17 protein-coding genes are annotated in these 17,493 nt (G+C 70.7%); 10 read left to right on the forward strand and 7 right to left on the reverse strand.

The features are described from left to right. Positions 1–5: 5 nt before the first annotated feature. The 3 genes from G6N19_RS00845 to G6N19_RS00855 all read right to left on the reverse strand — a co-directional run bounded on the left by G6N19_RS00845 (position 6) and on the right by G6N19_RS00855 (position 2,777). A complete protein-coding gene (locus G6N19_RS00845) occupies positions 6–980 on the reverse strand; it encodes a carbohydrate kinase family protein (protein ID WP_193465585.1) in 975 nt (324 codons plus the stop codon). A gap of 177 nt (positions 981–1,157) precedes the next feature. Then, the gene (locus G6N19_RS00850) at positions 1,158–1,514 is read right to left on the reverse strand and encodes a HesB/IscA family protein (RefSeq protein ID WP_013828635.1); all 357 of its coding nucleotides are present in this window, start codon (positions 1,512–1,514) and stop codon (positions 1,158–1,160) included. Between the two features lie 111 nt (positions 1,515–1,625). Then, a complete protein-coding gene (locus G6N19_RS00855; RefSeq protein WP_081465509.1) occupies positions 1,626–2,777 on the reverse strand; it encodes a glycerate kinase family protein in 1,152 nt (383 codons plus the stop codon). A 60-nt stretch (positions 2,778–2,837) separates the two neighbouring features. On the opposite strand from G6N19_RS00855, the gene G6N19_RS00860 reads away from it, so the two are divergent. Genes G6N19_RS00860 through G6N19_RS00870 form a run of 3 tightly spaced genes read left to right on the forward strand, consistent with a single transcriptional unit; the run spans position 2,838 to position 5,364 of the window. Beyond that, positions 2,838–3,524, forward strand: coding sequence for a DUF3043 domain-containing protein (locus tag G6N19_RS00860; protein WP_193465586.1), 687 nt, complete (start codon positions 2,838–2,840; stop codon positions 3,522–3,524). A gap of 29 nt (positions 3,525–3,553) precedes the next feature. Then, positions 3,554–4,636 carry a nicotinate-nucleotide--dimethylbenzimidazole phosphoribosyltransferase gene (gene cobT, locus G6N19_RS00865; protein WP_041319757.1) on the forward strand — a complete coding sequence of 361 codons (1,083 nt, stop codon included), beginning with the start codon at positions 3,554–3,556 and terminating at the stop codon, positions 4,634–4,636. Beyond that, positions 4,633–5,364: an adenosylcobinamide-GDP ribazoletransferase gene (locus G6N19_RS00870; RefSeq protein WP_193465587.1), complete on the forward strand. Its 732-nt coding sequence runs from the start codon at positions 4,633–4,635 to the stop codon at positions 5,362–5,364. Before cobT ends, G6N19_RS00870 begins: the two co-directional genes overlap by 4 nt. 309 nt (positions 5,365–5,673) lie before the next feature. Here the strand turns inward: G6N19_RS00870 and G6N19_RS00875 are convergent, their stop codons facing one another. Together G6N19_RS00875 and gcvT are read right to left on the reverse strand one after the other, a co-directional pair. Further along, the gene (locus G6N19_RS00875) at positions 5,674–6,780 is read right to left on the reverse strand and encodes a branched-chain amino acid aminotransferase (RefSeq protein ID WP_193465588.1); all 1,107 of its coding nucleotides are present in this window, start codon (positions 6,778–6,780) and stop codon (positions 5,674–5,676) included. Between the two features lie 23 nt (positions 6,781–6,803). Next, on the reverse strand, positions 6,804–7,910 hold the full coding sequence (gene gcvT / locus G6N19_RS00880; protein ID WP_013828628.1) for a glycine cleavage system aminomethyltransferase GcvT: 1,107 nt from the start codon (positions 7,908–7,910) through the stop codon (positions 6,804–6,806). A 32-nt stretch (positions 7,911–7,942) separates the two neighbouring features. Here gcvT and G6N19_RS00885 point away from each other — a divergent pair, with 32 nt between their 5' ends. After that, complete coding sequence (locus G6N19_RS00885) at positions 7,943–9,031, forward strand: adenylate/guanylate cyclase domain-containing protein (protein WP_013828627.1); 1,089 nt, start codon at positions 7,943–7,945, stop codon at positions 9,029–9,031. Positions 9,032–9,042: 11 nt separating this feature from the next. After that, the gene (locus G6N19_RS00890; protein ID WP_193465589.1) at positions 9,043–10,641 is read left to right on the forward strand and encodes a leucyl aminopeptidase; all 1,599 of its coding nucleotides are present in this window, start codon (positions 9,043–9,045) and stop codon (positions 10,639–10,641) included. A gap of 15 nt (positions 10,642–10,656) precedes the next feature. Here G6N19_RS00890 and G6N19_RS00895 read toward each other — a convergent pair whose 3' ends face one another. Then, positions 10,657–11,541: a hypothetical protein gene (locus G6N19_RS00895; RefSeq protein ID WP_232062618.1), complete on the reverse strand. Its 885-nt coding sequence runs from the start codon at positions 11,539–11,541 to the stop codon at positions 10,657–10,659. 204 nt (positions 11,542–11,745) lie between these two features. Between G6N19_RS00895 and sucB the strand changes: the two genes are divergently transcribed. From sucB to G6N19_RS00920, 5 genes are all read left to right on the forward strand, one after another. Further along, positions 11,746–13,497: a 2-oxoglutarate dehydrogenase, E2 component, dihydrolipoamide succinyltransferase gene (gene sucB, locus G6N19_RS00900; protein WP_193465590.1), complete on the forward strand. Its 1,752-nt coding sequence runs from the start codon at positions 11,746–11,748 to the stop codon at positions 13,495–13,497. A gap of 43 nt (positions 13,498–13,540) precedes the next feature. After that, the gene (locus G6N19_RS00905) at positions 13,541–14,452 is read left to right on the forward strand and encodes a TIGR01777 family oxidoreductase (RefSeq protein ID WP_013828623.1); all 912 of its coding nucleotides are present in this window, start codon (positions 13,541–13,543) and stop codon (positions 14,450–14,452) included. Between the two features lie 67 nt (positions 14,453–14,519). Then, positions 14,520–15,224 (forward strand): lipoyl(octanoyl) transferase LipB, encoded by a 705-nt coding sequence (gene lipB / locus G6N19_RS00910; protein ID WP_013828622.1) that lies wholly within the window; start codon positions 14,520–14,522, stop codon positions 15,222–15,224. After that, on the forward strand, positions 15,221–16,171 hold the full coding sequence (gene lipA, locus G6N19_RS00915; RefSeq protein WP_041317702.1) for a lipoyl synthase: 951 nt from the start codon (positions 15,221–15,223) through the stop codon (positions 16,169–16,171). Before lipB ends, lipA begins: the two co-directional genes overlap by 4 nt. 31 nt (positions 16,172–16,202) lie before the next feature. Next, positions 16,203–16,955, forward strand: coding sequence for a DUF4191 domain-containing protein (locus G6N19_RS00920; protein WP_013828620.1), 753 nt, complete (start codon positions 16,203–16,205; stop codon positions 16,953–16,955). A gap of 13 nt (positions 16,956–16,968) precedes the next feature. Here the strand turns inward: G6N19_RS00920 and G6N19_RS00925 are convergent, their stop codons facing one another. Then, entirely contained in the window at positions 16,969–17,433 is a 465-nt protein-coding gene (locus G6N19_RS00925) for an RDD family protein (protein WP_013828619.1), read from the reverse strand. Between the last annotated feature and the right edge of the window lie 60 nt (positions 17,434–17,493).

Consider the following 17,493-nt stretch of genomic DNA (forward strand, 5'->3'; position numbering starts at 1 on the left):
GCGGGCTATTTGAGTGCGGCGCCGATCTCCGCGGCGGGGGCGTCGCCGTAGGCGTCGGCCAGCCGGGCGAGCGCGACGTCGCGGTCCCACGTCCACTCCTGGGTTCCGGTGGATTCGAGCACCAGCACCGCGACGAGGGAACCGAGTTGCGCGGAGCGCTCCAGGCTCAGCCCGGCGCTGCGGCCGGTCAGGAAACCGGCCCGGAAGGCGTCGCCGACCCCGGTCGGGTCGGTCTGCGACTTCTCGGGTACCACGCCGACATGGATCCGCGAACCGTCGGGGTTGACGATGTCCACGCCGTTGCCGCCCAAGGTGGTGATCCGCAGCCCCACCTGCTTCATGACGTCGGCCTCGGTCCAGCCGGTCTTGGACAACAGCAGGTCCCACTCGTAGTCGTTGGTGAACAGGTAGGTGGCACCGTCGATGAGCCGGCGGATCTCCTCGCCGGTCAGGCGGGCCAACTGCTGGGACGGGTCGGCGGCGAACGCCAGGCCCAGCTTGCGGCACTCCTCGGTGTGGCCGAACATCGCCTCGGGGTCGTTGGCCCCGATGATCACCAGTTCGGGGGTGCCGACGCTCTCCACCACCTGGGCCAGCGAGATGTTGCGTGCCTCCGACATGGCCCCCGGATAGAACGAGGCGATCTGGGCCATGTCGATATCCGTGGTGCAGGTGAAGCGCGCGGTGTGCGCCGTCGTGGAGACCAGCACGTTGTCGCAGTTGACGCCGTGGGAGGCCAGCCAGTCGCGGTAGTCGGCGAAGTCGTCGCCGGCCGCGCCGACCAGCGCGGCATCACCGCCGAGCACGCCGATCGCGTACGCGATGTTGCCCGCCACACCGCCGCGGTGCACCACCAGGTCGTCGACCAGGAAGCTCAGCGAGACTTTCTGCAGGTGATCGGCCAGCAACTGTTCGGAGAACCGACCCGGAAAACGCATCAAATGGTCGGTCGCGATCGAACCGGTCACCGCAATCGTCACTGACTATCCCCCTCGTGTTGCCAACGTGGACCTGAATGTGGGTTCCCACGGTAGCGGTCCGTTGAACCTGAGGCATCGGCGGGCAGCACGAAGCCGGACAACGCCAAGCCGTCGGGCCCAGGTGGGGGTGAGCCTGCCGGCGCCCGGCGGTCGCGGGAGCCGGTCGCTGCTAACCGGTCAGTTGAACGAGTCGCCGCACGAGCAGGAGCCGCCGGCGTTGGGGTTCTCGATGGTGAAGCCCTGCTTGTCGATCTGGTCGGCGTAGCCGATCTCCGCGCCCTGCAGGTACGGCGCGCTCATCCGGTCGACGGCCAACTTGACGCCGTTGAACTCCGCGATCACGTCACCGTCGAGAGTGCGGTCGTCGAAGAACAGGTTGTAGCGCAGGCCGGCGCAGCCGCCGGGTTGGACCGAGATGCGCAGCGTCAGGTCGTCACGTCCCTCTTGGGCCAACAGCGATTTCACCTTGGCTGCGGCTTCATCGGTCAAGACCACGCCATGAGACTCGGTGGTCGACTGATCCTGAACAGTCATTGCGTCTCCCTATTGCGGTTGATCACGGGGCGGGCTCCCCCTGTTACCAGCGCCTCGGCTCCGAGGCGTCGAAGCCCACCATCACAACGATACCCTGCGCCGACGTGTTCCCTATTGCGCCGCCGGGCCCTGGGAATCGGCCGGTCGGCTGCCGACCTGGGACGCGAGCACGGTGGTCAGACCGATCAGCTGGTTGGCGGCGTCGACCAGCGCCAGGCCCACCGAGCCGGCGTGGTCGGCGATCGCGCGGGCGGCCACCACACCGGCCGACCGCAGCGCCGGCTCGTCCAGGCTGATCTGGCCGGCCAGCACCAGCACCGGCAGCTGCCGGGTCCGGGCCGCGGCGCACAGCGACCCGATCACCTTGCCGTGCAGGGACTGTTGGTCGAACCGGCCCTCACCGGTGACCAGGACATCGGCGTCGGCGAGGCCAGCCGCCAAATCGGTGTGGCGCGCCACGATGGCGGCGCCCGATTCGGCGACGCCGCCCAGTGCGAGCAGGGCGGCGCCGATCCCGCCGGCGGCGCCGGCCCCCGAGGCGGCGCTGACCTGCCGGCCCGCGGCGCCGTCGAGTTCGGCCGCCCAGGCGGTCAGCCGGGTTTCGAGTACGGCGACCGTGGCAGCGTCGGCGCCCTTCTGCGGACCGAACACCCGTGCCGCGCCCCACGGGCCCAGCAGCGGGTATTCGACGTCGCAGGCCGCGATCAGCTCGACATCGGCGAGCCGCTGCCTGGCGGCGGTCAAGCCGCCCAGTTCATCGACCATGCCCTTTCCGCCGTCGGTGCTGGCGCTTCCCCCGAGCCCCACGACGATGCGCCGGGCCCCGGCGTTCAGCGCCGTGTCGATGAGGTGCCCCACCCCGGCGCTGTGGGCCGCCAGTGCGGTCCGCGGCGACGGTGAACCGTCCAGCAGCGCCAACCCGCACGCCTGGGCACATTCCAGGTAGGCCGTCTCGGCCGCCGCGTCCCAGAACCATTCCGCCTCGACCGGTGTGCCCAACGGCCCAACGACCCGGCACCGCTGCACCGTGCCCGAACCGGCGTCGCCCAGCCGGGCTGCCAGCACCGCGACGAAACCCGGCCCGCCGTCGGACTGCGGGGCGATCGCCAACCGGTCGTGGGGGCGGCTGCGATGCCAGCCGGTCGAGATCGCGGCGGCGGCCTGCACCGCCGTCAGGCTCTCGCCGTAGCAGTCCGGTGCGATCAGCACCCGCAGCCCCGCCGCCCCGGACGAGGAGCCACCAGCACCGGGGTGGTCAGCCATACCGGCAGGGTATAGAGCCACATCGGCGGCCGGGAAGACCGGCCAAGTAATCTGGCGGGCGTGAAGCTGCCGGGACGCAGGAAAGACGAAGCGGGGTCCGCCGGCTCCGCTGACTCCGCCGGCGGTGCCGTCGACCTCGACAGCACCGAATCCGAGGCTGCTGCCCGGTCGGGCCTCACCGCGCCCAAGGGCCGGCCCACGCCCAAGCGCGATGCACGCGGCCGGCGTCGCGGACCGGTGGCGCCGGCTCCGATGACCGCCGCGGAGGCCCGGGCCAGGCGCAGGAGCCTGGCCGGACCGAAGCTCAGCAAGGAGGAGCGCCGCGTCGCGAAGGCCCAACGGCGCGAGCGGATGGCGCAGCGCCGGGAGCGGATGCTCGCCGGTGACGAGTCGGCCCTGCTCGAGCGCGACCGCGGCCCGGTGCGCCGCTACGTCCGGGACATCGTCGACGCCCGCTACAACCTGCTCGGGCTGTTCATGCCGGTGGCGTTGGGATTGATGTTCGTGATGATCGCCGTCCCGCAGGTCCAGTACTACATCTCGCCGGCGATGATGCTGCTGATGATCCTGATGGCCGTCGACGGCGTCCTGCTGGCGCGCAAGGTCGGCAGACTGGTCGACACCAAGTACCCCGACAACACCGAAGCCCGCTGGAAGCTGGGCATCTACGCCGCCAGCAGAGCATCCACGCTGCGCCGGATGCGGGCACCGCGCCCGCAGGTGCGGCGCGGCGAACGCCTCGACTGAGGTCGGCTCGGGGGCCGTCAGCCTTGGATCTGCAGGAATTCCCGCCGGTAAGCCCACCCGATGCGTCGGCGGCTGCCGCCGCCCGGGCACGGCAGGACTCGCTGACCAAACCGCCCGGCTCACTGGGCCGCCTCGAGGAGCTTTCGGTGTGGGCGGCCGCCTGTCAAGGCCGTTGCCCGCCAAGGCAGTTCGACCAGGTCCGGGTGGTGGTGTTCGCCGGTGATCATGGCGTGACCCGGGAACGGGTGTCCGCTTACCCGGCGGAGGTGACGGCGCAGATGGCAGCCAACATCGACCGCGGCGGCGCCGCCATCAACGCGCTGGCCGACGCCTGCGGCGCCGGCGTGCGCGTGGTGGACATCGCCATAGACAGTGATGCCTTCGAGCTCGCCGGCGAGGTCTCGGCATCGATGAGCGCCTACAAGGTGCGCCGCGGCAGCGGTGATATCGCCGGCGAGGACGCCCTGAGCCACGAGGAGACCCTGGCTGCCGTGACCGCGGGCCGCCGGATCGCCGACGCCGAAGTCGACGCCGGTGCCGAGCTGCTCATCCCCGGCGACATGGGGATCGGGAACACCACTGTCGCAGCAACTTTGATTGCCGCAGTGACCGGCGCTGAGCCGGTCGTGGCGGTCGGCCCCGGGACCGGTATCGACGACGCCGGCTGGGCGCGCAAGACCGCTGTGGTGCGCGACGCACTGTTCCGTGCGCGCGGGGTGTCGGACCCATGGGGGCTGCTGCGCTGCTGCGGCGGGGCCGACTTGGCCGCACTGGCGGGTTTCTGCGCCCAGGCCGCCGTCCGACGCACGCCGGTCCTGCTCGACGGTCTGGCGTCGACGGCCGCCGCCCTGGTGGCCGAGCGGCTGGCCCCCGGCGCCCGGGCGTGGTGGCAGGCCGGCCATCGCTCCCCCGAGCCGGCCCACGCGTTGGCGTGCGCAGCGCTGGAACTGGAGCCGATCCTCGACCTGCGGATGCGGTTGGGTGAAGGCACCGGCGCCGCGGTGGCGCTGCCGGTACTGCGGGCGGCGGTGGCCGCGCTGGCGTCGATGTCCACCTTCGCCGAAGCCGGCGTCTCCGGCCCCGCCGCAGCGACGGCCGAGGCCGACGGGTGATCCGGTCACTGGCCTCGGCGATCACGTTCGGGACGGCGGCGCGGCTGCCCGCGGCCACTGGTGGCGTGCCGGGACGCGGCACGTTGACGGCACTACCGGTGGTCGGGGCCGGCCTGGGGGCGCTGGCGGCGGGCGCGGTCTGGACCGGCGGCTTCGCGTTCGGTCCGGGTAATGCCGTGACCGGGCTGCTCGCGGTGGCCGTGCTACTGGCCGCCACCCGCGGGCTGCACATCGACGGGGTGGCCGACACCGCAGATGGCCTGGGCTGCTACCGGCCCGCCGAGCAGGCACTGCAGGTGATGCGCGACGGCGCGACCGGGCCGTTCGGGGTGGTCGCGGTGGTGCTGGTGGTCGGCCTGCAGGCATCGGCGTTCCCGATGCTGGACACTGCGGGCATCGTCGTCGCGGTCTGCGCCGGCCGGGTGGCGGCCGTACTGGCCTGCCTGCGTTCGGTGCCCGCCGCGCCGGGCAGCACGCTGGGCGCCGCCGTGGCGGGCAGCCAGCCGGTACCGGTGGCGATCGCCTGGGTAGCGGTGCTCGCTGCCGGGTCGACGCTCGCCGGTGCGGCGCCGTGGCACGGGCCGGTCGCCGTGGCGGTGGCGCTGGTCGGCGCCGCGGTGCTGGTCAGGCACTGTGTCCGCCGCCTGGGCGGTGTCACCGGCGACGTGCTGGGCGCGGCCGTCGAATGGACGACGGCGCTGGCCGCCGTGCTGCTGGCCGCGTTCTGACCCGGCCGAAAGCATCGAAAACTCTCCGGACTTAGAGACATTTCTCCCCCAAGGTCACAGCTCCGAGGTAAGTTTAGAAAAGTAGGAACTGTTATTAACATTTTGGCCTTCTCGCGACTCGGGAGGAACGCGGATGCCTCGCCATCATCGCTACAGCAAAAGAAGCCGAGAATCGCGCAAGGCGATGACCGACGGGGCTGGCGACGCGCCGGACTACCCCGACGCCGAGGACGCCCTGGCCGAGGACTGGCCACCCGGTCCGGAGGAATCCGACCCCCCGCCCGGCTCGGCGGGTTGAGCCCGGCGGGATCAGTCCAGCCGAGCCATCCAGCCGTGAGTGTCGGCGAAGGTACCGCGCTGGATGCCGGTCAGCGTGTCCCGCAGCGCCATGGTGACCTCGCCCGGCTCACCGTCGGCGATGGTGAACTCCCCGGCCGCGGACTTGACCCTCGACACCGGAGTGATGACGGCGGCGGTGCCACAGGCGAAGACCTCGGTGATCTCGCCGGCGGCGGCCTTCTGCTGCCATTCGTCGACGTCGATCTTGCGTTCCTGGACCGCGAACCCGGCGTCAGTCGCCAACTGCAGCAACGAATCCCGAGTGATTCCGGGCAACAGTGAGCCGGACAGCTCCGGCGTGACCAGCCGCGCCGAGCCGCCGGTGCCGAACACGAAGAACAGGTTCATCCCGCCCATCTCCTCGACGTAGCGCCGCTCGGCCGCGTCCAGCCACACCACTTGATCGCAGCCGTTGTCGGCGGCCTGCGCCTGGGCGACCAGCGAAGCGGCGTAATTACCGCCGAACTTGGCCGCGCCGGTACCGCCCGGGCAGGCCCGCACATACTCGGTCGACAACCAGACGCTCACCGGCTTGATGCCACCCTTGAAGTACGCGCCGGCCGGTGAGGCCATCACCAGGCAGCGATACTCGTTGGCCGGACGCACGCCCAGTCCCGGCTCGGTGGCGAAGATGAACGGCCGCAGGTACAGCGACTCCTCTCCCCCGGCGGCCGGCACCCAGGCGGAGTCCACCGCGATCAACTGCCGTAGCGACTCGATGAACAGTTCGTCGGGAAGTTCCGGGATTGCCAGCCGCCGAGCCGACGCGCGCATCCGGGCGGCGTTGGCCTCCGGCCGGAACGACACGATCGGTCCGTCCGTCCAGCGGTAGGCCTTCAGCCCCTCGAAGACCTCCTGCGCGTAGTGCAGGACGACCGCCGACGGGTCCAGTTCGATCGGCCCGTAGGGCATGACCCGCGCGTTGTGCCAACCTGCATCGCGGGTGTAGTCGATCGACACCATGTGATCGGTGTGGAACTTGCCGAAACCCGGCTCAGCCAAAATGGTTTCACGTACCTCGTCGGGAGTCGGGTTCGCCGTGACCGACACCTGGAACTCGAGGAGGCCGCTTTTCATGCAGCGATTGTATAACCGGTGCGCTAGCGGGTTTTTGCCGTCACGAACGGCGGCCGCACCAACTGGCACTCGACGGCCCGGCCGCGCACGTCGACGGTGACCAGTGCGCCGTCGTCGATGCCGGCATCCGCGTCGATCAGCGCCAGCGCGATGCCGGCCTTCAGCGTCGGCGAGAAGGTGCCCGACGTGGTGACCCCGACCTGCCGGTCGCCGTCGAGCACCGCCAACTCGGCTCGCAACACGCCGCGTCCGGTGGCGCGCAGCCCGCGCAGCAGCCGCGCCGGGCCTGCCGCCTTCTCGGCCAGCAGCGCCTCGCGGCCGAAGAACGCCGCCTTCTGCCAGCCGATCGCCCAGCCGCAGCGCGCCTGCAGCGGCGAGATGTCCGGCGACAGTTCGTGGCCGTGCAGCGGGTAGCCCATCTCGGTGCGCAGCGTGTCGCGGGCGCCCAGACCGGCCAGTTCGCCCCCGGCCTGCGACACGGCCGCCACCAGCGCGTCGAACACCACCGCCGCCGACTCCCACTCCGGCAGCAGTTCGTAGCCGTGCTCACCGGTGTAGCCGCTGCGGCACACCCGTACCGGCACCCGGGTGCCCGCCGCGTCCACGGTGGCATCTTCAAAGCCCATGTAGTCCATCTCGGTCGGTAGGCCGAGGCCGGCCAGCACCTCGGTCGACCGCGGCCCCTGCACCGCCAGCACCGCACGCGAGCGGTGCTCGTCGCTGACCGTGACCCCGTCCGGCGCAGCCTCGGTCAAGGCGGCCACCACCGCCCCGGTGTTGGCCGCGTTGGGCACCAGGAAGATCTCGTCGTCGGCGATGTAGTAGGCAATCAAGTCGTCGATGACGCCCCCGGATTCGTTGCAGCACAACGTGTATTGCGCCTTGCCGGGTCCGATCCTGGTCAGGTCGTTGGTGAGTGTCGCATTGACGAACTCCGCCGCGCCCGGACCGGCCACAGTCGCCTTGCCCAGATGGCTCACATCGAACAGACCCACGGTGCTGCGGGTGGCGTTGTGCTCGGCGACGGTGCCGGCGTAGGACACCGGCATGAGCCAGCCCCCGAACTCCGCGAAGCTGGCGCCCAACTCGCGGTGGCGATCTTCCAGGGGTCCGTGTTGCAGTTCGCTCACGACGAGCCACCTTAATCGGCAAACTTGTGTAGGTGGTCGACTGGGACGCGCTGACAGCCGCGGGAATCTCCGACGCGCGGCAGCGCGCCGACCTGCTTGAGTACCTCGACGGGCTCGGTTTCAGCACCGAGCAGATGGCCGAGGCCGAACGCCAGGGCCGGCTGTTCGGCCTGGCCGGTGACGTGGTGGGGCGCTCGGGTCCGCCCGACTACACGCTGCGGACCGCCGCCGAGGCCTTGCGGATACCGGTCGGCGATGTCGAACGCGCCTGGACGATGCTCGGGCTCAGTGTCGACAGCCCCGACACGCCGGCGCTGAGCCAGGCCGACGTCGACGGGTTGGCCACCTGGGTCCAGATGCGGTCCTATCTCGGCGAGCCGGTCGACGGCTTCCTGCGGGTGCTGGGGGCGACGATGGCCCGGCTGGCCGAGGCCGAGTCGTCGATGATCCGGATCAGCGAGCCCGACATGTGGCTGGGCCACACCCACAGCGAGCTGCGCACCGCCCGCGCCTGGCGGACGGTCGCCGAGTACATCCCCCGGATCGGCGCGATGATCGACGCCGTCCACCGCCAGCACCAGGTCAGCGCCCGGACATTCCTCGAGGGCCTGGCCGGCGGGCCCACGTCGAGCATGGTGTGCGGGGTGGGCTTCGCCGACCTGACCGGCTTCACCGCCCTGACCCAGGTGCTCACCTCCGAGGAGTTGGCGACGCTGCTCACCGACTTCGGCGGCAGCGTCGCCGACGTGGTGCACGCTGATGGGGGGCGGGTGGTCAAGTTCATCGGCGACGCGGTGATGTGGGTGAGCGCGAGCGGGGAGCTGCTGGCGAAAGCGGCGACCGACCTGGTCGACCATCCCAAGGCCCGCAAGGTGGGTCTACAGGTGCGGGCCGGGCTGGGCTACGGGGAGGTGCTGGCCATCAACGGCGACTACTTCGGCACCCCGGTGAACCTGGCCGCGCGCCTGGTGGACGCCGCCGAACCCGGGCAGGTACTGGCCTGCGCCGGCGTGGTCAAGGAATTGCCGGACTGGCCCGTGGTGGAACGAGGACCCTTGAAACTCAAGGGATTCGACGAGCCCGTCCCGGCGTACGAGCTGGAGCTGCCCGCCGATCGTTAGGGTGAGTGCTTGTGAGCACCCAACCCGGATACCCCGCCCCCGCCGTCACCGTCACCGACTCGCTGCCCACCGCCGAGGAGGCCGTGCTGATCGTGCCGGTCGTTTCGGCCGGCGATGAGCCGGATGAGTCCGGCGGTTCAGCGAGGCTCGACGAAGGAGAGGCGAAGCTGGGAACGCCGCCTCAACAGGGTGCCGTGGTCGCCGCGACCGAGCCGGCACTGCCGGCCGAAGCGGTCGCCGAGATCGAGGCCGGACTGCGGGCGCTGAACGCCAAGGGCGGCAGCGAACAGGTGCATCGGCTGGTGGTGGCATCACTGCCGGTGGCCAGCGTACTGACCGTCGGACTGGGCAAGGCCCGCGACAGCTGGCCCGCTGATGTGATCCGGCGCGCGGCGGGGACCGCGGCACGCTCGCTCAACGGCACCGCCGCCATCGTCGACACCCTGGCGGGGCTGCCCGGCGTCCCCGACGAGGACGTGGTGGCAGCCGGCGTCGAGGGCCTGCTGTTGGGCGGCTACCGCTTCACCGCGTTCCGCACCGACAGGACCGCCCCGAAGGATCCGGGCCTGCAATCCCTCACGGTGGTCAGCGCCGCGCCCGACGCGGCGGCACGCGCGGCCCACGGGGCGGATGTCGCCGCCGCGGTGGCCACCGCGCGGGACTTCGTCAACACCCCGCCGAGCCACTTGTTCCCGGCCGAGTTCGCCGACCGGGCCAAGGCGCTGGGCGAAGCCGCCGGCCTGCAGGTCGAGGTGCTCGACGAGCAGGCACTCGCCGACGCCGGCTTCGGCGGGGTGATCGGTGTCGGCAAGGGATCGTCGCGGCCGCCGCGGCTGGTGCGGCTGACGTACCGGCCGGCCGTCGAGCACGAGGTCAAGAAGGTGGCGCTGGTGGGCAAGGGCATCACCTTCGACACCGGCGGCATCTCGATCAAACCGGCCGCCTCGATGCACCACATGACCTCCGACATGGGCGGGGCTGCGGCCGTGATCGCGACCGTGGTGCTGGCTGCGCGCCGCGAACTCCCGGTCGAGGTGACCGCCACCGTCCCGATGGCCGAGAACATGCCGTCGTCCACCGCGCAGCGGCCCGGTGACGTGCTCACCCAGTACGGCGGCACCACCGTCGAGGTGCTCAACACCGACGCCGAGGGCCGGCTGGTGCTGGCCGACGCGATCGTGCGGGCCTGCGAGGACAACCCGGACTATCTCATCGAGACCTCGACGCTGACCGGTGCGCAGACGGTGGCGCTGGGTGCGCGCACCCCCGGGGTGATGGGTTCGGACGAGTTCCGGGACCGGGTGGCGGCGATCTCGCAGGCCGTCGGCGAGAACGGCTGGCCGATGCCGCTGCCCGACGAGCTCAAAGAGGACCTGAAGTCGACGGTGGCCGATCTGGCCAACGTCAGCGGGCAGCGCTTCGCCGGCATGCTCGTCGCCGGGGTGTTCCTGCGCGAGTTCGTGGCCGAGGGCGTGGCCTGGGCGCACATCGATGTGGCCGGGCCGGCCTACAACAGCGCCGGCCCGTGGGGCTACACCGGCAAGGGCGGCACCGGAGTGCCGACCCGCACCATGTTCGCGGTGTTGGAGGATATCGCCGAGAACGGTTAACCGGTTACCGCCCGATCATGCCGGTTGCTTTTCGACGACCGGATCGGAAATTTCGACGCCGCTCTGAAAGGACAGCGCGGTGCTCTGCAGCAGCACCACAACGGTCAGCAGAGTCACCCACATCCAGCCCTCGCCGGGGGTGATGTGCGAATGCGGATCAATGGTCGGTAACGCCACGACGGACCGAATCCGCGCGTACATCACGAAGGCGATGGTGATATACGGCAGCGCCGTTTGGCTGGTGCGCACGATGCGGCCACGTGGTGACGGCGAACGGCGCCGTTTTGCTCCGGCGAACCAGAGGGCACCGCTGACGGCCATCACCGTCAGCCCGAGCGGTGCCGCGAGCCGGTTCGCGTGATCCCACAACGGCTGCAGCGGCTGCCGGTCCTCCGGCGAACCGAGCGAGATGGCCAGATCCATGAGCTTGATTTCGGCGAACGCGAAGACAACCGGCGGGACGAGCACCACCACGATGAATCGCGCATGTTTGGCGAGAGCCGCCGATGAGCTCGCCGCGAACTGCACCAGGCCGTAAACCAGGATGGAGATCGATGCCGCGAACATGACGTCGCCCAACAGTTCTTCGGATGCCGCCCGGCCACCGGTCAGCGCGCAGCCGCGCTCACCGGCCAGGATGCCGTACTGGAAACTGGCGAACAGCAGGCCGAGGAACGCCGCCACCAACGCGATCCCGGTCAATTTCTCGTACTCGGCGCCGCGCACGTCGACCGGATGCCCGCCGGCGTGCTTGCGATGCGAGCGGTCGAGCACGACCGTGACGGCAGCAAATGTGAAGCCCGCGAGAATTCCGGCTATTGCCTGGTAGTTACTGGCCACACCCGATATGTCGAAACCGGACCACAGCTCGCAGTTATCGCCGCCATTTCCGGAGCCCATCACCGGGATGCTCGTTCACCGATACGGCCATCGGCCCCTGGATGTGTAAGCGAGCCGGGGCAATGACAGGATGGTTTCGGCAGTCCGCGACAGTCCGCCGCCTAGCAGCGAAAGTCCGCCCGGATACGCCGCTCGATGCACCCGCTGTGGTAAGCCGGAGGGCGAGCCAAGGCGGCCCACCGACCGATCGAGGAGTCAACTGCGATGGCGTTCTCAGTTCAGATGCCGGCCCTCGGTGAGAGCGTCACCGAGGGAACCGTGACCCGCTGGCTCAAAAAAGAGGGCGACACCGTCGAGGCTGATGAACCGCTGCTGGAGGTCTCCACCGACAAGGTCGACACCGAGATCCCGGCGCCGGTGTCCGGCGTGCTGACCAAGATCATCGCCGAGGAGGACACCACGGTCGAGGTCGGCGGCGAGCTGGCACTGATCGGCGAGGCCGGCGAAAGCGCTGCGGGCGACGGCGAGCCCGCCCAGCAGGCCGCCGCGGCCGAGCCCGCCGAGCAGGCGCCCGAGCCCGCCGCCGAGTCCAAGCCGGAACCGGAGCCCGAGGCCGCCGAGTCCGGGGCCGAGTCCAAGCCCGCTGCGGCCGCGCCGGCCGGCGACGGCACCCCGGTGCTGATGCCCGAATTGGGCGAATCCGTCACCGAGGGCACCGTGACACGCTGGCTGAAGCAGGTCGGCGACTCGGTGGAGGTCGACGAACCGCTGGTGGAGGTCTCCACCGACAAGGTCGACACCGAGATCCCCTCCCCGGTGGCCGGTACGCTGCTGTCGATCACCGCCAGTGAGGACACCACCGTCGAGGTCGGCGGCGAGCTGGCCAAGATCGGTTCGGCTTCCGCCGCGGCGGCAGAGCCGGCAACCGCCCCCGCCCCGAAACCGGAGCCCGAGCCGGAACCCGAGCCCGAACCCGCGCCGGAAACGGAGCCCGCCCGGCAGGCCCGGCCCGAGCCCACGCCGGCTCCCGCACCGGCCGCCCCGAAACCCGCCGCCGAGGCGCCGGCCGCCGGCGGCTCCGACGCCACGCCGTACGTCACCCCGCTGGTGCGCAAGCTCGCCGCCGAGAACGACGTCGACCTCAGCCAGGTCACCGGCACCGGGGTCGGCGGGCGGATCCGCAAGCAGGATGTGCTGGCCTTCGCTGAGCGGCAGGCCGGACAACGGCAGGCACCGGCCGCACCGGCCGCCCGGTCGGCGACCCCGGCGCCCGCCGCCCCGGCGCTGGCTCACCTGCGGGGCACCACCGCCAAGGCCAACCGGATCCGCCAGATCACCGCCAAGAAGACCCGCGAATCCCTGCAGGCCACCGCTCAGCTGACCCAGACCCATGAGGTCGACATGACCAAAATCGTGTCGCTGCGGGCCAGGGCCAAAGCGGATTTCGCCGAGCGCGAGGGCGTCAACCTGACCTACCTGCCGTTCATCGCCCGCGCGGTGATCGACGCGCTGAAGGCCCACCCGAACGTCAACGCCAGCTATAACGAGGAAGCCGGCGAGATCACCTATTACGACGCCGAGCACCTCGGCTTCGCAGTGGACACCGAGCAGGGGCTGCTGTCGCCGGTGATCCACAACGCCGGGGACCTGTCGCTGGCGGGGCTGGCCCGGGCCATCGCCGACATCGCCGCCCGGGCACGCTCCGGCGGCCTGAAGCCCGACGAGCTGTCCGGCGGCACCTTCACGATCACCAACATCGGCAGCCAGGGCGCGCTGTTCGACACCCCGATCCTGGTGCCGCCCCAGGCCGCCATGCTCGGCACCGGGGCCATCGTCAAGCGGCCACGGGTCATCGTCGACGACGCCGGCAACGAATCGGTCGGTGTGCGGTCGGTCTGCTACCTGCCGCTGACGTATGACCACCGGCTGATCGACGGCGCCGACGCCGGACGGTTCGTGACCACGATCCGCACCCGACTCGAAGAGGGCGAGTTCGAGGCCGAACTGGGGCTTTAGCGGACCTGAGGAGTATCGGGAAGGGCTGCAAGAGGATTCAGCTGTGGGCAACCTCATCGTCGCTATCGCCGGGTCCTCCGGCCTGATCGGCTCCGCGCTGGTCTCGGCCCTGCGGACCGACGGTCACCAAGTGCTGCGGATCGTGCGGCGTACCCCGGCCAACGGCGGCGAGCTGCGCTGGGACCCCGAGGCCGGAGACATCGACGCCGATGCGCTGGCCGGCGTCGACGCCGTGGTGAATCTGTGCGGCATCGGCGTCAGCGACCGCCGCTGGTCCGGGGCGTTCAAACAGACCCTCCGCGACAGCCGGATCACCACCACCGAGGTGCTGTCGGCCGCGGTTGCCGAGGCTCGGGTGCCGCTGTTGATCAACGCCAGCGGGGTCGGCTTCTACGGCGACACCGGCGCTCGCACGGTCGACGAATCCGCGCCGGCCGGCCGAGGGTTTCTGGCCCGGCTGGCACAGGACTGGGAGGCCGCGACCGCGCCCGCCCGCGCCGCCGGCGCCCGGGTGGTGCTGGCCCGCACCGGCCTGGTGCTGGCCCGCGCGGGTGGGCTGCTGGCGAGGTTGCGCCCGTTGTTTTCGCTGGGGCTGGGCAGCCGACTGGGCAGCGGCCGCCAGTACATGTCCTGGATCAGCCTGGACGACGAGGTCCGGGCGTTGCGGTTCGCGATGACCGAGCCGGCGCTCAGCGGTCCGGTCAACCTGACCGGGCCGGCGCCGGTGACCAATGCCGAGTTCACCGCGGCGCTGGGCCGGACGCTGAACCGGCCTGCCCCGCTGCTGGTGCCCGGATTCGCAGCGCGGGCAGTCTTCGGCGAGTTCGCCGAGGAGGGTCTGCTGGCCGGTCAGCGTGCCATCCCCGCCGCGTTGGAGCAGGCCGGCTTCCAGTTCCGGCACAACACCATCGGCGAGGCCCTCAGCTATGCCACCGAGCGCCCGACCCCGCTCTGATGTTTTCCGCAGGACCTCCCCGCGGTCCCGCTCCGGCGGCCGTTGCCGAGCCGGGTAGCCTGCGAGCATGAGGTCCATCCGGTCTGACACCGCGCCGCTCGACGTGCGCCAGCTCGGTACCGTCGACTACAGCACCGCCTGGCAGCTGCAGCGTGACCTGGCCGACGCCAGGGCCGCCGGCGGCCCCGACACGCTGCTGCTGTTGGAGCATCCGTCGGTCTACACCGCCGGCCGGCGTACCGAGCCGCACGAACGCCCGCTGCCATCGGTTCAAGGCACCCCGGTGGTCGACGTCGACCGGGGCGGCAAGATCACGTGGCACGGCCCGGGACAGCTGGTCGGCTATCCGATCATCGGCCTGACCGAACCGATGGACGTCGTCAATTACGTTCGCCGCCTTGAGGAATCACTCATCGAGGTATGTAACACGTTGGGACTCAACGCACTTCGCATCGACGGCAGATCCGGAGTATGGCTGCCGGCCGACGGTAGCCGTCCCGCCCGCAAGGTCGCCGCGGTCGGTGTCCGGGTGGCACGCGCGATCACCCTGCACGGCTTCGCGCTCAATTGTGATTGTGATCTCAGCGCGTTCGGGTCGATCGTGCCATGCGGGCTCACCGATGCGGGTGTGACGTCGCTGTCGGCGGAATTGGGGTTCGCGACCGGTGTCGAAGACGTTCGGCGCGCGGTCGCCGGCGCGGTCGTCGACGCGCTCGACGGCGTGCTGCCGGTGCGCGACCACTTCGAGTCGCGCGTAACATCGACACGGTGAGCGCCGCCGGAGAAGGCCGGAGATTACGCCGCGCCGAAGCACGCAACGCCGAGACACCGATCGAGCGCAAACCGTCGTGGATCAAAACCCGCGCCCGAATGGGTCCGAACTACACCGACCTCAAGCTGCTGGTAAAGCGGGAGAAGTTGCACACGGTGTGCGAGGAGGCGGGCTGCCCCAACATCTACGAGTGTTGGGAGGACCGGGAGGCCACGTTCCTGATCGGCGGCGAGGTCTGCACCCGCAACTGCTCGTTCTGCCTGATCAAATCGGGCAAGCCCAGCGAGCTCGATCGCGACGAGCCACGTCGCGTCGCCGAGAGCGTGCAGGCGATGGGGTTGCGGTATTCGACGGTGACCGGGGTCGCCCGCGACGACCTGGCCGATCAGGGCTCCTGGCTCTACGCCGAGACGGTGCGTGCCATCAAGGCGCTCAACCCGTCCACGGGCGTCGAACTGCTGATCCCCGACTTCGGCGGTCGACCCGACCTGCTGGGCGAGGTGTTCGAGTCCCGCCCGGAGGTGCTGGCGCACAACGTCGAGACCGTGCCCCGCATCTTCCGGTTGATCCGGCCTGGATTCAGCTACGAGCGCAGCCTGAACGTATTGACCCAGGCGCGCGACGCCGGGCTGGTCGCCAAGAGCAACCTCATCCTGGGCATGGGTGAGACACCCGAGGAGATCCGGGCGGCGCTGGCCGACCTCTACGACGCCGGCGCCGAACTGGTCACCATCACCCAGTATCTGCGCCCCACCGAGCGGCACCACCCGATCGACCGGTGGGTCAAGCCGGAGGAGTTCGTCGAGCACGCCCGCTACGCCGAAGAGCTCGGGTTCGCCGGGGTGATGTCCGGGCCGTTGGTGCGCTCGTCGTATCGGGCCGGCCGGCTCTACCAGCAGGCCATGGCTCGTCGCGCCGAGCGGGACCGCACTCCGGCCCCCGGCTGACGAGAAGCCCGGCTGCGTATCCTTGGTAACTATGCCCAGACCGCGCACCACCGCCGAGAACAAGGCTGCCCGGGAGGCCGCGAAAGCCACCCGCAAGGCCGCCAGCAAAGAGCGCCGCACCCAGCTGTGGCAGGCCTTCCAGCTGCAGCGCAAAGAGGACAAGCGGCTGCTGCCGTACATGATCGGCGCATTCGTGCTGGTCTCGGGGGTGACCACGGCGTTGGCGCTCAACGGCGGGACGTTCGCCAAGGTGACCACGATTCCGCTCGGCCTGCTGTTGGGCGCGCTGCTGGCGTTCGTGATCTTCGGCCGGCGCGCACAGCGGACGGTCTACCGCAAGGCCGAGGGGCAGGCCGGGGCGGCGGCGTGGGCGCTCGACAACATGCGCGGCAAGTGGCGGGTCACCCAGGCGGTCGCCGCCACCGGCCAACTGGACGCCGTCCACCGCGTGATCGGGCGCCCCGGTGTCATCTTCGTCGCGGAAGGCTCCGCCACCCGACTCAAACCGCTGCTCGCCCAGGAGAAGAAGCGCACCGCGCGACTGGTCGGCGATGTACCGATCTACGACGTCATGGTGGGCAATGGCGACGGCGAGGTGCCGCTGGCCAAGCTGGAACGGTTCCTGACCAAGCTGCCGGCCAATATCTCGGCCAAGCAGATGGAATCGCTGGAGTCGCGGCTGGCGGCGCTGGGCTCGCGGACCGGTACCGCGGCCATGCCCAAGGGCCCGCTGCCCGGCGGCGCGAAGATGCGCGGCGTGCAGCGCGCGGTGCGCCGCCGGTAGGCCGCAGATAGATTCAGCGGCTGCGCACCACGGCGGTTGCGGTGGCGCGATCCTGCAGACCGCGACCGTCGGCGTCGATGAACAGCGCCGGGACCACCAGCGCGATCGACAGGCCGCGTACCACCGCGCGGACCAGTCCCACGCCGGTGCCGTCCACCGCGACCACCCGCAGCCCGCACACATACTGACCCGGCGTGAAACCGAACAGCCGCACCGCGGCCACGCCCAGCACCAGCCAGATGACCAGCACCGCGGTCGCGAGCAACGGCGGGGTCACCAGCCCCAGCGTGACCCCCAGTCCGGCCAGGCCGTAGGCGACCAGCCAGTCGACGGCCAGTCCCAGCGCCCGGCGTCCCGTCGAGGCCAGCGACCCGGGACCGGTGGGCGGCAGGCCCAGGTCCTGCCCCGGGGCGCCTTCGGGGGGCTGCGGTCGAGCCGACTCCGGCCCGGACAGCCACGAGGAGAAAGTGCGGCTCATGCCTCCTACGATAAGCGGGCTGGAACCCGACCCGGCTTGGGCGGGTCCCGCCGCGGTTGC

Source organism: Mycobacterium novum, from assembly GCF_010726505.1.
Lineage (GTDB): Bacteria > Actinomycetota > Actinomycetes > Mycobacteriales > Mycobacteriaceae > Mycobacterium > Mycobacterium algericum.